Origin of the sequence: Sinorhizobium sojae CCBAU 05684 (genome assembly GCF_002288525.1) — a bacterium.
GTDB classification, from domain to species: Bacteria; Pseudomonadota; Alphaproteobacteria; order Rhizobiales; family Rhizobiaceae; genus Sinorhizobium; species Sinorhizobium sojae.
Genome location: NZ_CP023068.1, coordinates 383,413 through 397,936, shown reverse-complemented (window position 1 = coordinate 397,936; position 14,524 = coordinate 383,413). Strand labels below are relative to the sequence as shown.

The window sequence follows — 14,524 nt, the reverse complement described above, 5'->3', positions numbered from 1 at the left end:
AATGAAATTCCGCGACTCGGCTCGGACTAGGCCATCAGGACGAATCGCGTGGCCTCCCGCCCCGGGCTATATCGTCCACCCTGAAGCATCAGGATTTCGCCATGCACGACACCTTCGACGGCAAGACATCAGTTCGCCGCCTTCCCAACCCATCGCGTCGATGGCTGAGGGACGATCGCGGCGCGGTAGCGGCGATAGCGGCAATAGCGTTTCCGGTCCTCATCGGGGCGATGGGGCTCGGGGCGGAGACGGGCTTCTGGTATCAGAAACAGCGCAAGCTGCAGCACGCCGCGGACGTTTCCGCACATGCGGCGGCCGTTCGGCATCGGGCGGGAGACGGGCAGACCGAGCTCGAAAGCACGGCGCTGAGAATCGCGCGTGCCTCGGGTTATTCGCCCGGCGACCTGACCGTCGGCACCATGGCCGACGCAAGCGCGGGAAGCACCAAGGTGACGGTGCAACTGAGCGAGTCGCATGAAAGGATGTTCTCGTCTGTCTTTTCCACGGATCCGGTCGTCCTTGCTGCCCGAGCAGTCGCCGAGATCAAGGGCGGCTCGAAGGCTTGCGTGCTGGCCCTATCGGGTTCCGCGCCAGGCGCGGTGACGGTCACGGGCTCAACGGAAATCAACCTATCCGGATGCAGCGTCGTCTCCAATTCAAATGCCGCCGACGCCTTTTTGATGAAGGGCGGCAGCGCCCTCCTTTCGACTGATTGCGTCTACACCGTCGGCGAGGCGGTCATCACCACGGGCCTCCATCTCACCGGCTGTTCGGCGCCCGTGGAAGGCGTGCCGCCGACTGCCGATCCCTTTGCCTCCGTCGTTGAGCCCGACAAATTGCACGTGCAACAGCTGCCCTGCCGTACACTGGCCCATATATCCACTTCCACCTATACGTTCGATCGGCTCGCAAGCGGAATCGACGCGATCAGGTTCTGCGGCGGTTTGGAGATCAAGGGCACTATTGCCCTGAAACCCGGCCTCTACGTCATCGACGGCGGAGAGCTTACGATCACCGCCGGGGCCAATCTGTCGGGCGACGGCATCACCTTTTATTTCACCAATTCGGCGGCTGCCAAGCTGCTCGGTAACGCAGACGTCGATCTCTCCGCCCCCACCAGCGGCCCTTTTTCCGGGCTTCTCTTCTTCGGGAGCCGCCGCGATGCGGGGGTGGTCCACCAGATCACCGGCAACTCGCAATGGTCACTCGACGGCAATCTCTATGCGCCGACCGGACACATCGAATTTACCGGCAACACGACGGTTTCCGGCGGCTGCACTCAGATTGTCGCTGATCGGATTACCTTCACCGGCAATTCCGCATTGAGCACCTGCGCTTCCCCGACCAAGGAGATTACGGTCGGTCGGACGGTCTCGCTGATCGAGTAAAACGCCATTCACGTTAGGGCCTCCCGCTAACTGACTGCCAATCGGGGAATTTGCACCGCCGCTGGCTGGGACACGGGAACCGCAACGTGCGCTGACTCAGGAAGTGTCATCCGGACACCAACACGCTTGGACCGCTTGAGCGACGATCTGCCAGGGCGACGGATGGGCGACGAATTTGACCCCGGCACCAAGCTCTCTCCCCACCATCCGAACGATGGGAATCGGTAGTCGTGAAAAATCATTGAGACGAAGCGGAACCTTCCACGCATCGGCCGGTTCGGAGCAACCGTGATCACGGTGCAAAAGCAAAGGAAGGATATGCACATGAGAATGATTCACCTGCTGGCTGGCGCAATCTCCATGGCCATGGCATCGGCCGCCATCGCTCAGGATACCTCCGGATCGGCGACCGGCGCAGATCCGGCTGCCACCGGCACCGATATGTTGCAGATGACGCAAGCCGAGAGAGACGCGACGGCGGATTGGACCGGCCCGATCGCGGACGCGCTGTTTACCGATCCGTCCAAGACGTCGCTGCGCAGCGAAGAGGAAATCAGGACCAACTGGGCTCAACTCTCGGCGGAACAGCAAAACCAGGTCAAAGAGGACTGCAACACCGTCCAGACCGCAGCGGCCGGTACTGGCACGACCACCGGCACGACCACGCCGTCGGACGATACGACAGCAAGCACGACCCCCGACACGACAACCGGCGGCACCGCTGGCACGGCTTCGGGCGAGACCACCGCAAGCACGACGACGGGAACAACCGCCGGCACGGCCGACCCATCGGCATCGACGGGTGCTGGGGGCGTGATGTCGGTCGCGCAACTCTGCAACATCGTCCAGAACATGTAGTTCTGGCGGGCCTGTTGCGGGAGTTTACCTCCCGCAACAGGTTGAGCGACGCGTAAACGAGGCATGGTTGAAAGCCACGCCAAGCGAAGGTCACCGATCAGACAAGATCAAAACGATCGGCGTTCATGACCTTGGTCCAAGCCGCAACGAAGTCCTGAACGAACTTCTCCATGGCGTCGGCCTGAGCATAAACCTCCGCCACAGCACGCAGCTGCGAATGCGAACCGAAGATCAGGTCGACGCGGGTGCCGGTCCACTTGAATTCGTCGGTCTTGCGGTCGCGGCCCTCGTAGACGCCCTCCTTGCCGGCAATTGGGGACCACTTCGTGCTCATGTCGAGCAGGTTGACGAAGAAATCGTTCGTCAACGCCTCAGGACGTGAGGTGAAGACGCCGTGCTCGGGCTCGCCCGCCTTCAAGACGCGCAGTCCACCGACGAGAACCGTCATTTCCGGTGCGGTCAGCGTCAGCAACTGGGCGCGGTCTACCAAGGCCTCTTCCGGCTTCATGAACTGGCGGCGGCTGCTCAAATAGTTGCGGAAACCGTCGGCACGGGGTTCCAGCGCGGAGAAAGACGCGGCATCGGTTTGTGCTTCGGAAGCATCCATGCGACCGGGGGTGAACGGCACGATCACGTCGTGACCGCCGGCCTTCGCCGCCTTCTCGACACCAGCAGCCCCCGCAAGCACGATCAGGTCGGCAAGCGAGATCTTCTTGCCGCCGCTCTGGGCGGCGTTGAAGTCCTTCTGGATGTCTTCCAGGACCGAGAGCGCCTTGGCAAGCTGCACCGGCCGGTTGACCTCCCAGTCCTTCTGCGGTGCAAGGCGGATGCGCGCACCATTGGCGCCGCCGCGCTTGTCGGAACCGCGGAAGGTGGAGGCGGAGGCCCAGGCGGTGGAAACCAGTTCCTGTACCGAGAGGCCCGACGCAAGGACCCTGGCCTTGAGGTCGGCGACGTCCCTCTCGTCTACCAGCGGGTGGTCGACGGCCGGGATGACGTCCTGCCAGATCAAGTCTTCGGCCGGCACCTCGGGGCCGAGGTAACGGACCTTCGGGCCCATGTCGCGGTGGGTCAGCTTGAACCAGGCGCGGGCAAAGGCGTCGGCGAACTGATCCGGGTTTTCGAGGAAGCGGCGCGAGATCTTTTCATAGATCGGATCGAAGCGGAGCGAAAGGTCCGTAGTCAGCATGGTCGGAACACGCTTCTTCGATGCGTCGAACGCGTCCGGGATGGAGGCCTCGGCATTCTTCGCCTTCCATTGATAGGCGCCGGCCGGGCTCTTGGTCAGTTCCCACTCGTAATTGAACAGGTTATCGAAGAAGTGATTGCTCCAGCGGGTCGGCGTCTGCGACCAGATCACTTCCGGTCCGCCCGTTATCGCGTCCGGGCCAACGCCGGTACGGAACGTGCTCTTCCAGCCAAGACCCTGATCCTCAAGTGCGCCGCCTTCCGGATCAGGACCGATGAAGGACGGATCGCCAGCACCATGGGTCTTGCCGAAAGTGTGGCCGCCGGCGATCAGCGCCACGGTCTCTTCGTCGTTCATCGCCATACGGGCGAAGGTCTCGCGGATGTCGCGGGCGGCAGCAACCGGGTCGGGGTTGCCGTTCGGGCCCTCCGGGTTGACATAGATGAGCCCCATCTGCACGGCGGCGAGCGGATCGTCGAGCTCCCGTTCGCCGCTATAGCGCTCGTCACCGAGCCAGGTGCCTTCCGGCCCCCAGTAGAGTTCCTCGGGTTCCCAAACATCGGCACGGCCCCCGGCGAAACCGAAGGTCTTGAAGCCCATGGATTCGAGCGCGACGTTGCCGGTCAGGATCATCAGATCCGTCCAGGAAATCTGGTTGCCATATTTTTGCTTGATCGGCCACAGCAGACGGCGAGCCTTGTCGAGGTTGGCGTTATCCGGCCAACTGTTGAGCGGCGCGAAACGCTGCTGGCCCTGACCGGCACCGCCGCGGCCATCGGTAATGCGGTAGGTGCCGGCGCTGTGCCAGGCCATGCGGATGAACAGGCCGCCATAGTGACCGAAGTCGGCCGGCCACCAATCCTGAGAGTCCGTCATCAGCGCATGAAGATCTTTCTTCAGCGCGTCGAGATCGAGTTTCTTGAACTCCTCGGCGTAGTTGAACGCCTTGCCCAGTGGGTCGGCGAGGCCAGACTGGTGATGAAGAACCTGGACGTTGAGTTGGTTCGGCCACCAGTCGCGGTTCGATCTGCCTCTGCCCCTCTCGCCGTGCGCAACGGGACATTTGCTCGCGCTTTCGGTTTCCGTGTCCATGACTTTCTCCTGTTGCTTGATATCTGCCATTCAAAGGAAGAGCACTGTCTGTCGTCGCGCGATTCAGTTGCGCCATTAGACCCGATCCGTCGAGACAGAGAACGCGGGGCCGATGTGCGTCCTCCCTTGCAATCATTCATATCGGAAGCGGACGATAGAATTAAGTTGGAATTGCCGATCGTCGCGATAAGCTGAAATTATCGCCGCGCGCTGCCCGGTCTGCTCCCCCTGGTGAGGCAAGGGAAAGGCCGCAGTTGGCGCCGGGGGAGCCCCGCGCGTTGACCTATGGATTCCACGCCGTCGCCAGCAGCGCGATCGGCTGTCCGATGAGGTCACTGGCACGCGCCGCCAGCGTTCGCATCGAACAGGGCGCGACCTTCACAGCCCGAGCTCGCCGCCGAGCACCCGCTTCGGCGAGGCGAAGTCGAGGTAGTCGATTGGCGTGTTATGAAGGAGTGTTATGTCTCGGCTGGCGTCGAAGCGGGTCGAAAGCGCCCAGATGATATCCGCCCAACTCCTGACGTCCACATCCAGATCAACGGCAATGATGAGCTTCGTGTATTTGAACTGCGGCAGCATCGACCACGAAAACCGACGATTACTCGTGATCCAGGACCGGCAATATTCGATCGCCGCCCTCCTGGAACTGCTTCCGGATTTGAGTGCAATTGAAACGGGAGAGCCGGACGGCGGTGTGGTCGAGGACGCGAGCCTGCTTTTTCGCAGATATCTCTTCTGCCGCCAGCACGGACGCACAATTTCTAAACGACCTCCTCAGGGCCGAAGCACGCTACACCACGCCGCCTTGAGGGTCGCGATCGTGTGGCGCCAACGCATCGGTCAGCGGCTCCGCCTGGCGCTGTTTGCGCTAGATCACGATGATTTTAGGTCGGATCGACCTAAAATCATGAACGTGATCGATTCTAAGAAGTTGGCGCGTGGGGCACTTTTCCTCATCCGGCACTAGGCGGGCGCACTTAGCCGATCCCTATTCCGCTGCTTCCCGTGGCACGAATTCGGGTTCCGTGGGCGCAAGCGCCTTGACGAGCGCCACGATCCTCCGGCGCACCTGCGCGTCGCTCAGGCGTGCAAAGGCGCGATTGAGCGCAACGCCCTCCTCCGTCCCCAGGAACTGCAGCATCTCGTCGCTCGAGGCAATTGCCGGATCCTGCTGGCTATCCTTGGCCCCCTCGGGACCACCTTCGAAGAAATAGGAAACCGTGACGCCGAGCACCTCTGCCGCACGCTGGAGTCGACTGGCACCCACGCGATTGAGGCCTTTTTCATATTTCTGCACCTGCTGAAAGCTCACATCCAGCGCTTCGCCGAGCTTGGTCTGGCTCCAATCCAACGCCAGTCTGCGCAAACGGATGCGGTTACCGACATGTATGTCGATTGCGCGAGGTTCTTTCTTGTTCGGTCGCCCCTGAGTTACCTGCATTATTGCCTCATTCTAAGGTTTCGAGCGCCAGCGCGTTTGACACACAGACGCCAATTGGAAAGCCTCCCCAACGGCACAATCCGACCTGGGCGAGACTAAATTTCAACTTTAAATCATGCCTCTATTGAATATGTCGGACCGGATATAAAAGTCATACGAAAAGAACCTGACCGATATCCGGTTAGCGCAAAGCATGTCCCGAAGACGATGCTTTTCTGCAGCAGAGATAGCGATGCGGCAGCCGCCAATGCTTTCGACCCTATGAACAGTCCCACCACGACCAAATACGCCCGTGAAGATGCGGCCGGATCGGTACCTCGCATTTCCATCCGCAACGTGCCCGCGGCGGACATGACCTGTGGTCGCCGCTCAGGCCTTAGCCGCGACTGCATTCGAAGCGCCGGCAAGCAGACCGGGAATCGCGGCCGCCGGCACCGCCTTGCCGAACAGATAGCCCTGGCCGCAATCGCACCCCATTTCCAGGAGGTTGATGCGCTGCCCTTCGTCCTCGATGCCCTCGGCCGTCGTCGCGATGCCGAGGCCCTGTCCTAGGCCCAGAATGGCGCGAACGATCTTTTCCTGTTTGTCGTCATGCTCGAGATCGGTCACGAAGCTGCGGTCGATCTTGATCTTGTCAAACTTGAATTTCGAAAGCTGCGAGAGGCTGGAATAGCCGGTGCCGAAATCGTCCAGTGCCACGCTGATGCCCGCCTCGTGCAGGTCGGACAGGATCGTCTCCGCCGCCGCCGAATTGTGAATCAATGCGCTCTCCGTGATTTCCACCTCGAGCCTCTTCGGAGACAGCCCCGCCTCCATGAGGATGCGGACGATCCGCAATCCCAGGAGACGATCGTTCAACTGCGTGGGCGAGAGATTGAAGGACAGATGGACATGCGCCGGCCATGATCGCGCGTCGGCACATGCAGCCCTGAGAAGCTGCTCTGAGAGCTCCGTGATCAAGCCGGTGCTTTCCGCGACTTCGATGAAATCGGATGGCGGAATGAAGCGACCGTCGCTCGTTTCCCACCGTGCCAGTGCCTCGAACCCGCGGATTTCGCCGGACCTCAAGTCTATGAGTGGCTGGTAATAGGGTCGGATCGCATGGTCCCTGATGGCCTGGCGAAGCGCGGTCTCGATCTCCAGGCGCTTGGCAAGGCTCTGCCGTATGGCCTCATCAAAAGCCCGGACCGTGTTTCTGCCGCTGCGCTTTGCCGCATACAACGCGGCATCGGATTGACGGATGGCGTCGTCGATGGTGCACCCACCATCGGGATAGAGGGCGTAGCCGACACTCGCGCCGATTTCAGCGCGCGTGTTGCCGATCAGGATCGGCATCGAAACAGCGCCGACTATGCGCCGTCCGCAGGCGGCCGGATCGAAACCTTCCCTCCTTGCGAATACGAGGAACTCGTCTCCACCGACGCGACAGATCATTTCGCCGGCAAAGACTTCCTGGAGGCGTTGAGCGACGGTGAGCAGGATCTGATCGCCGCCGCCATGGCCGACGAGATCGTTGGCATTCTTGAAGCCGTCGAGATCGACAGAGAACACGGCGTATTTTGCACTCTTCTCCTCGGTTTTTGCCGGAAGCCGTGCGCAAAATTCAGCAAGCTGATGCCGGTTCGGAAGGCCGGTCAGGACATCATGCCTGGCAATCCAATTCGCGTGCTCTTCCGCAAGGCGGCGTTTGTGGACCTCGTGGCGCAGCGCCCTGATCCTGGAGACTCCGTATACAAGCCCAAGGATACCAATGATCACGATCGCGGGGATCGCCTCGGCAAAACCCTCGTGGCCGTGCTCGTGGATCAATTCGTCCATCAGCCGGTGGACGTGATAGGCCCAGGAAAGATAGGAGAGAAGTGCGCCCACCAGCACAAGGGCAAGAGCCTCCCACAAAGCTCTGCGGCGCAAGTATCGTTTCATGACCAACCGTCTCAAGGATGTGCCTCGCTCCGGCCGTGCGCAGCCACCGCAACATGGACGCGCGACTTCGGGCATGCATCACGCCGAAGATGATCTTCTGCCCGAGCTTCGCGATCGATGTTTTGTCGAAAAAGAGGTATGTCAATTCCCCATTGAAAAAGGCGCAAGCGTGCACTTGCACGCTTGGAAGTATTCTGAATGATTGGAGTTTATCCGGTGTCATTCCGGTCGCTGCCAAGCGGGACTGCCGCGCAACAACTCGCGTTTCGTCGCCGCGCAGCAAAGACGCCCATCCAGCCGTCGTTTCGGCCGACGGATTGGAACGAGGGCATTCCTTGCCCGTTGGGACATAGTGCAGCCATAAAACTTAACGCGAGCTTGCCAACCAGGGGCGGCCGGAAATCTCCGTCGGGAAATGGATAGGTTCGGCGCGAAACTGATAGAAGTCGGCCCGCGTCGGCTGTTGGAGGTAGGATTCGGCTTACTCATCGCGTCGCGTACCGCAGCTTCAGCCCGCCCGCAGCTTTTTGCCAATTCTGGCTGTTTCTTGCGCGCTGCGGATAGGACCTACACCAAAGGATAGTTTACGGCAGCGCTAATATACGCTTACTTCGTGTGACAATTGCGGGCCGCGGCGTATGCGGGCTGAAAGGAGGTGGCGTGAGTTCAGTGTCCATTTCGGCGCCTTGTCATCCGAAGCGCTCGCTCAAGGAGCGGCGCCCACTTTGGTACTCGAATGAGGTACGTTAATCAACGCATCGGGTTCCGGATCGTCGAAGCAGACGCCGACGAAATGACGGAACATTATGCAAGAACGCTTTCGCCCGCCAAGGTTGAGCCCTTGGAGAAGGGCGGTCGCATATTGGTGGAGGGCCGGCACTATGATTCCGGACCTTTCAGCATCTGGTCCGGCAAGTGTCATTCCGGCATGAGCGTGAGCTTCTCGCGACCACCGGAGGTCTATGTCCTTTATCTTCCTATCGCCAACGCGCTGGCGGTGGACGTCGGCAGAAGGCAACTGATCTCCATTCCCGGGACAGCGCTGGTCGGTAACGTGGCGTGTTTCGACAAGCTGACGCTGCACGAAAACCGTGGTCACATAGGCATTGCCTTCGAAAAGGCGGCAATGGTCGGCCAATTGAGCCAAATGCTGGACTCCCCCATTCTGGACGACATCGACATGTGCGCTACGGTGGACATGGCGTCGCCGGCGGGTTCGCGCCTGGCGTCTCTCGGCAACCTGCTCTGGAATTGCTTCGACACCGAGGACGGCGACCGTGTCTCTTCGAGCGCCACCTCCCACCTTTTCCAGGCGGCCATGGCCATGATCCTGGAATCGGTCCCGCACAACTATAGCGCGCGATTGCACCGGCCAGTCTCGCCGGCCATGCCGCGCAATCTGAAGCGGGCGATCGAATATATGGTCGCAAATATATCGCAGCCCATGAACGTCGCCGACATCGCACAGGAGGCCGGCACGAGCGTGCGTGCGCTGCAGGCGGCTTTCCAACAGTTCAAGGGAACCACGCCCCTCGGTTATCTGCGCCAGATGCGACTCGAGGGTGCCCACAAGACGCTTTCCGATGCGGCCAATTTGCTCTCAATTGCCCAGGTCGCGCGAGCCTGGGGCTTCACCCACATGGGCCGGTTCTCTGCGGTCTATCATGATGCCTTTGGCCAAACACCCTCCGAGACGGTCAGGCAGCATAATGTGCGCGGGCTCGGGTCCTCTTCGCAGAAAGCGCGGGGCTAAAGTCGCGGTTCGGGCGGGCGCGCGGCTTCGCGACACCCCTGCCCCTGCCAATCCAAGCGAAGTTTCATTTTCCTGCGCACTCCGGATATCTCTGCGTCATTCGGCTAGAGGAACTGGCCGCTAATTTACGTCTGGATAATGTTTTGCCGTGAACCATCCGTTTGCGAAGAAACTCTATCGGTCATCAAATTCATGCGTCTTGGTTTCGGCTTCTTGTGGCATATCGGCGGGCGAACGGCGGCAATCCTCGGCGACAGGAGCGGCAATGTTGCCATTACTCTGGCGGTCTGTCTCGTGCCGATGATACTCGCGGTCGGCGCCAGCCTGGATTATACGCGCGCCTACAACGTCCAGAGCAAGATGCAATCGGACCTCGACGCCGCGCTCGTCGCCGCCATCAAGCAGATCGACGAATACGACGAAGACAAACTCGTCAAGAAGATCGAGAATTGGTTCGACGCCCAGTCCGACAAGAGCGGTTCCACCTACGACCTGACCGAAATCAAGGTGGACAAGGACGGGCATACGATCAGGGCCTCAGCCAGCGGCACGGTACCCACCACGCTTATGACCCTGGCGAATATCAACAGTGTCCCCGTGGGCGTTGTCAGCGCCATCGAAGGCCCCGCAACCTCCCATCTCGAAGTCTATATCGTCCTCGACAAATCCCCCTCGATGCTGCTGGCGGCCACGCCCGAGGGACAGGTGCAATTGCGCGCCGATGCCAACATAAATTGCGAGTTCGCCTGCCACAGCACCGGCGACCCCGTCAAAGAGAACAAGACCGGCCCGCAGATCGCCAAGACCTACTATGACTACATCAAGGGACTCGGGGTGAAGCTTCGCACCGACGTTGCGCTCGATGCGGTCGAAGAGGTGCTTGACATGATCGACAAGGCCGATGAAGACCACAAGCGGATCAAGGTCGGTCTCTATGGCCTCGGGGAAACGATCACGGAGGTCCTCGCCCCGACCTATTCGACCAGTACCGCGCGAAAGAAACTGTCGGACGATGGCAGCGGTCTCACCAGCGCGACGTCCACCGTCTCGACTGATTTCGATACAGCCCTCGCGGCGCTGCAAAAGAGAGCCGGAAAGGCCGGCGACGGCACCTCGGCGAACTCGCCTCTGAAGCTTGTCCTTCTGCTGACGGACGGCGTCCAGTCCCATCGTGACTGGGTGATCACCGGCGTGAACTGGACCTGTCTCGAATACAAGTACGGCACCTGCATTCGGTTTAAGAGTGGCGCAAAGTGGGGACTTGTCACACCGCTCAATCCGAACTGGTGCGGATATCTCAAAGATAATGGCGCAACCCTGGCCGTGCTTTACACGGAGTACCTCGAGGTCCCGCTCGACTGGGGATACAACGCAACCCTCGACTCGTCGATGTCAAGCAGCAAATGGACGTCAACCTGGGGCGGCAAGTTGCGCAGCGGCGTCAGCAGCAGCACCAGCCGCCACGACTATATCCCGATCGCGCTGCAGGACTGCGCCTCCTCGGCCGACCTTTATATCCCGGCCGCTTCCGAAGAAGAGATCGTCGCCGGGCTCTCCACCCTGTTCAAACAATACCTGACGTCGGTTCGACTCACCCAATGAAGAGGCGCCCAACCATGCTGCTTCTGCGTCGCCTGCTGCGCGACAGGAAGGGAGTCGCTGCGATCGAGTTTGCGCTGGTGGCGCTGCCCCTCTTCATTCTTATCTTCGGCATTCTCGAACTCGGCGCGATCTTCTTCATCGACTCGGCGCTTGACGCTTCGGTGCACAAGGCCGCGCGGCTGATCAGGACGGGACAGGCGACGGAGGGGAAAATGGGTATATCCGGCTTCAAGGCGGAGATCTGCGGCAATCTCGCCTATGTGCTCAATTGCGAGAAGAATCTTCTGGTCGCCGTCAACACGGTGAACGACGCCACATCCAGCGGCGCGATGAAAACCATCGGCAGCAGCGGCACGGTAACCATTACCGAGAACTTCGATATCGGCCGCGGCAGCGACTATGTTCTCGTCCAGGCCTTCCTGCCCTGGTCACCGATCGTCAATCTCTATTCGCTCTCGAGTCATACGCTTGCCGACGGTAGCTACCTGCTCGGCGCTTCCGCATTGCTCCGCAACGAACCGTTCTAAGGACGTTGGATGAAATCCCCCAGACCCTCCACCATCCTGTTCAAGCGTTTCCGTACGGGCCGCGAGGGCGCCGCGGGAATCGAGTTCGCGCTGCTGTTGCCGCTCATGCTGCTGCTGCTCGCCGGTCTCGTCGATCTCGGACAGGGGCTGACGGTTCGCCGCAAGGTCGCTCAGGTCTCGACGACGACCAGCGAGATCATTGCCATGCAGAGCACTTGGACGAAGGCGAGCGTCAGTACCATTCTTACGGGCGTCAGCTCCATCCTTCAGCCATATGAGGTGGACGATCTGACCATCCTCTTATGTGTCGTCGACATCGCCAACAACGGCAAGGCGACCGTCAATTGGTCGGCCGCCTACGGCACGGAACCGCTTTCCACAGGCGAGGAGTCTCCCGTCGACGTGCCGAAGAAGCTCAAGGAAAAAGGCGTCCAGATGGTCGTGACCCGCGTCCGATACAAGCTCGACACGATCTTCTCCGGCTTATTCGAGAGCTTCACCGGGGGCGGCACCTATAACTATGATCAGCATTTCTTCATCCGCCCGAGAAATGGCGATACGATCACCTACGGTTAGATGAGCTTCTACAATCAGGCTTGATACGCCTCGCTCTATCCGGCGATAACGGTGGGCTGAGACAGGGCGTATTCACTATTGTGCGCTCCGCGTATAGGAATTTCGCAGAGTGGATAAGGTACCAATTGCAAAGCGGTAGCCCAAGACCGGTGGAGCAGCTTACATTCTATGCGTGGGTGCAAGGCAGCCTCGGGCATGATGCCCCGGGTTATCGTGCCAGCGGCTCCAGCCGCTGGCACGTTGCCACCCCAGATGCGATGCGCCGGCCGAGCACGACGCACATGTCCGGGATGCGTTCGGCGGATATGGGCCGGCTCCAGGTCCCCTAAGCAATTATGCTGCAAGACGTGCCCGTGCAATCGGGCTTGTCCGAAACCGTCCAGCGACCTGACCAAGATCAAGCACCTCTTCGCTCAGCGCGCGGCAGGCCGCATTCGTTTCCTCGACCATTGCTGCGTTTTGCTGCGTGACACTATCCATCTGCTGCAGCGCCGCATTGATGTCCGCAAGCGCCGAGGATTGCTCATCGGCCGCTGCGACGATGGCGCCGATCAAGCCGCTGACCTGCAGCATGTGATCCTCGATGCCGGTCAGCGCGGAGCCGGTCTGGTTGACGAGTTGCACGCCATCCGCGACTTCGCGGGTCGACGTATCGATCAACGCCTTGATCTCCCGGGCGGCATTGGCAGAGCGCCCCGCGAGTTCGCGTACCTCCTGCGCGACGACGGCGAAACCCTTCCCCGCCTCCCCGGCACGGGCAGCCTCGACGCCCGCATTCAGGGCAAGCAGATTGGTCTGAAACGCGATCTCGTCGATGACACTTATGATCTGCTGGACGCGCGCCGACGATCCGGCGATCCGCTCCATCGCCGCGACCGCATCGCGGACGACGGCCGCGGATCGTTGCGCTCCGTCCTTGGCCGTGCCCATCACGAGGCTCGCCTCGCGTGCGCGCTCCAGTGAATTGCGCATGGTTGCCGTGATCTCGTCGCAGGCCGTTGCCGTTTGCTCGAGCGAGGCCGCCTGCTGCTCGGTGCGGCTTGCGAGATCATTGGCAGCATCGGCGATTTCCGACGAACTCGACCCGAGGCGCGCCGTCGCTTGAAGTACGCCGGAAATAGTTTCGGCTAGCCGCTCGACACTACCGTTGAACTCAGTCCTGAGCTGATCGAACTCGCTGGTGAAGGCCACGTCGATGCGGGTCGATAGATCGCCTGACGAAAGACGGCTCAGTCCCCTGCTGAGCTCTTCAATCACCATCAGCCGGTTTTGCTCTTCCACTTCCTTTTGCCGCCGCAGAGCCGCCTCCTGCTCTTCCCGTTCCCGGCGCTCCTCCTCTGTGCGTTCGCGCGCATTGCGCCGTTCGATCGCCGCTTGTCGAAAGATTCCAACCGACTTCGCCACAGCGCCAATTTCGTCCGTCCTGTCCGAATAGGGGACGGCCCGGCCGTAGTCGCCGGCGGCCAGCGTCTCCATGTAGGAGGACATCGCCGCCAGCGGCCGGACGGCCCTGCGGCGGAAAAGCAAGAGGCCGGCTGCGAGCAGGCCGACCGAGATCACCGAACTTATGACGGCGGCCGCCGAAAGGCGGCCCGTATCCGCGGCCGCAGCCATTTCTTGTTCGCTCTGGAAGGCGACGGCCATCGTCACCAGTTCGTTTACGGCGACCTCATGATAATGAAAGCTCGTCCTCAGTTCGGCCAACGCGCGCTCCGCAGCGTTGACGTCGCCCTTGCGCATTGGGGGGAGGAACTTCTGTTCCATGACCGCCCAGTAGAGATCGGCCCTGGAGAGCACTTCATTCTCCAACTTCCCCATCAGTCTCTCGGGCGCCGTCGATTTCTTCCAATAATCTCGCCGCTCGTCATAGGCGCCCTTTAATGCGGCGATCTTCTCCATGTCCTTGGCGGCAAGTGCCGGATCGGCAATTGCCTCCATCGCCAGCATGTAGGACTCGACCGTATAGAGGGGCGGAGGAAGGATATCGGCGACCAGATCCTTGCCGTAGACGATCTGGGTGTAGACAGGACCGTTCACCCGCAGCTTGTTGAAGGCGTACGTCTTGATGCCGATGGAGACCAGGAGCCCGATCGCGATGATCGTTCCGAAAACTATCATGCCCCGCGCAATGTTGAATTTCATGATTTGCCCCGAACATCCTCTTCCCGCTTGGGG

11 protein-coding genes and 1 pseudogene are annotated in these 14,524 nt (G+C 60.7%); 7 read left to right on the top strand and 5 right to left on the bottom strand.

The window, feature by feature from the left end; all coding sequences use genetic code 11:
- Nucleotides 1–101: 101 nt before the first annotated feature.
- Together SJ05684_RS19530 and SJ05684_RS19525 are read left to right on the top strand one after the other, a co-directional pair.
- Nucleotides 102–1,388, top strand: coding sequence for a pilus assembly protein TadG-related protein (locus SJ05684_RS19530; RefSeq protein ID WP_034854456.1), 1,287 nt, complete (start codon nt 102–104; stop codon nt 1,386–1,388).
- Nucleotides 1,389–1,712: 324 nt separating this feature from the next.
- Nucleotides 1,713–2,246: a hypothetical protein gene (locus SJ05684_RS19525; RefSeq protein ID WP_050979992.1), complete on the top strand. Its 534-nt coding sequence runs from the start codon at nt 1,713–1,715 to the stop codon at nt 2,244–2,246.
- A gap of 97 nt (nt 2,247–2,343) precedes the next feature.
- Here SJ05684_RS19525 and katG read toward each other — a convergent pair whose 3' ends face one another.
- Together katG and SJ05684_RS19515 are read right to left on the bottom strand one after the other, a co-directional pair.
- A complete protein-coding gene (gene katG / locus SJ05684_RS19520; RefSeq protein ID WP_034854457.1) occupies nt 2,344–4,527 on the bottom strand; it encodes a catalase/peroxidase HPI in 2,184 nt (727 codons plus the stop codon).
- Nucleotides 4,528–4,908: 381 nt separating this feature from the next.
- Nucleotides 4,909–5,112 (bottom strand): annotated as a pseudogene (locus tag SJ05684_RS19515) (UbiD family decarboxylase); the annotation flags it as partial.
- Between SJ05684_RS19515 and SJ05684_RS30045 the strand changes: the two are divergent.
- Nucleotides 5,072–5,494 (top strand): hypothetical protein, encoded by a 423-nt coding sequence (locus SJ05684_RS30045; protein WP_162098809.1) that lies wholly within the window; start codon nt 5,072–5,074, stop codon nt 5,492–5,494. The pseudogene SJ05684_RS19515 and the gene SJ05684_RS30045 sit on opposite strands and share 41 nt — an antisense overlap.
- 21 nt (nt 5,495–5,515) lie before the next feature.
- On the opposite strand, the gene SJ05684_RS19510 is transcribed toward SJ05684_RS30045, so the two are convergent.
- Both SJ05684_RS19510 and SJ05684_RS19505 read right to left on the bottom strand, forming a co-directional pair.
- The gene (locus SJ05684_RS19510; protein WP_034854460.1) at nt 5,516–5,968 is read right to left on the bottom strand and encodes a helix-turn-helix domain-containing protein; all 453 of its coding nucleotides are present in this window, start codon (nt 5,966–5,968) and stop codon (nt 5,516–5,518) included.
- A 369-nt stretch (nt 5,969–6,337) separates the two neighbouring features.
- Nucleotides 6,338–7,891 carry a putative bifunctional diguanylate cyclase/phosphodiesterase gene (locus SJ05684_RS19505; protein ID WP_034854461.1) on the bottom strand — a complete coding sequence of 518 codons (1,554 nt, stop codon included), beginning with the start codon at nt 7,889–7,891 and terminating at the stop codon, nt 6,338–6,340.
- 793 nt (nt 7,892–8,684) lie between these two features.
- Here SJ05684_RS19505 and SJ05684_RS19500 point away from each other — a divergent pair.
- From SJ05684_RS19500 to SJ05684_RS19485, 4 genes are all read left to right on the top strand, one after another.
- The gene (locus SJ05684_RS19500) at nt 8,685–9,644 is read left to right on the top strand and encodes an AraC family transcriptional regulator (RefSeq protein WP_309546785.1); all 960 of its coding nucleotides are present in this window, start codon (nt 8,685–8,687) and stop codon (nt 9,642–9,644) included.
- A gap of 192 nt (nt 9,645–9,836) precedes the next feature.
- The gene (locus tag SJ05684_RS19495; protein ID WP_034854463.1) at nt 9,837–11,246 is read left to right on the top strand and encodes a TadE/TadG family type IV pilus assembly protein; all 1,410 of its coding nucleotides are present in this window, start codon (nt 9,837–9,839) and stop codon (nt 11,244–11,246) included.
- Complete coding sequence (locus SJ05684_RS19490) at nt 11,243–11,773, top strand: TadE/TadG family type IV pilus assembly protein (RefSeq protein WP_034854464.1); 531 nt, start codon at nt 11,243–11,245, stop codon at nt 11,771–11,773. The genes SJ05684_RS19495 and SJ05684_RS19490 overlap by 4 nt, the downstream gene beginning before the upstream one ends.
- Before the next feature lie 9 nt (nt 11,774–11,782).
- On the top strand, nt 11,783–12,349 hold the full coding sequence (locus tag SJ05684_RS19485) for a TadE/TadG family type IV pilus assembly protein (RefSeq protein ID WP_050979993.1): 567 nt from the start codon (nt 11,783–11,785) through the stop codon (nt 12,347–12,349).
- 333 nt (nt 12,350–12,682) lie between these two features.
- Here SJ05684_RS19485 and SJ05684_RS19480 read toward each other — a convergent pair whose 3' ends face one another.
- Entirely contained in the window at nt 12,683–14,491 is a 1,809-nt protein-coding gene (locus SJ05684_RS19480) for a methyl-accepting chemotaxis protein (protein ID WP_095694320.1), read from the bottom strand.
- Between the last annotated feature and the right edge of the window lie 33 nt (nt 14,492–14,524).

Excerpts from the sequence above, each read along its gene's own strand:
- SJ05684_RS19530 (WP_034854456.1), top strand. The coding sequence starts at position 102 with ATGCACGACACCTTCGACGGCAAGACATCAGTTCGCCGCCTTCCCAAC.
- SJ05684_RS19525 (WP_050979992.1), top strand. The coding sequence starts at position 1,713 with ATGAGAATGATTCACCTGCTGGCTGGCGCAATCTCCATGGCCATGGCA.
- katG (WP_034854457.1), bottom strand. The coding sequence starts at position 4,527 with ATGGACACGGAAACCGAAAGCGCGAGCAAATGTCCCGTTGCGCACGGC.
- SJ05684_RS30045 (WP_162098809.1), top strand. The coding sequence starts at position 5,072 with ATGATGAGCTTCGTGTATTTGAACTGCGGCAGCATCGACCACGAAAAC.
- SJ05684_RS19510 (WP_034854460.1), bottom strand. The coding sequence starts at position 5,968 with ATGCAGGTAACTCAGGGGCGACCGAACAAGAAAGAACCTCGCGCAATC.
- SJ05684_RS19505 (WP_034854461.1), bottom strand. The coding sequence starts at position 7,891 with ATGAAACGATACTTGCGCCGCAGAGCTTTGTGGGAGGCTCTTGCCCTT.
- SJ05684_RS19500 (WP_309546785.1), top strand. The coding sequence starts at position 8,685 with ATGACGGAACATTATGCAAGAACGCTTTCGCCCGCCAAGGTTGAGCCC.
- SJ05684_RS19495 (WP_034854463.1), top strand. The coding sequence starts at position 9,837 with ATGCGTCTTGGTTTCGGCTTCTTGTGGCATATCGGCGGGCGAACGGCG.
- SJ05684_RS19490 (WP_034854464.1), top strand. The coding sequence starts at position 11,243 with ATGAAGAGGCGCCCAACCATGCTGCTTCTGCGTCGCCTGCTGCGCGAC.
- SJ05684_RS19485 (WP_050979993.1), top strand. The coding sequence starts at position 11,783 with ATGAAATCCCCCAGACCCTCCACCATCCTGTTCAAGCGTTTCCGTACG.
- SJ05684_RS19480 (WP_095694320.1), bottom strand. The coding sequence starts at position 14,491 with ATGAAATTCAACATTGCGCGGGGCATGATAGTTTTCGGAACGATCATC.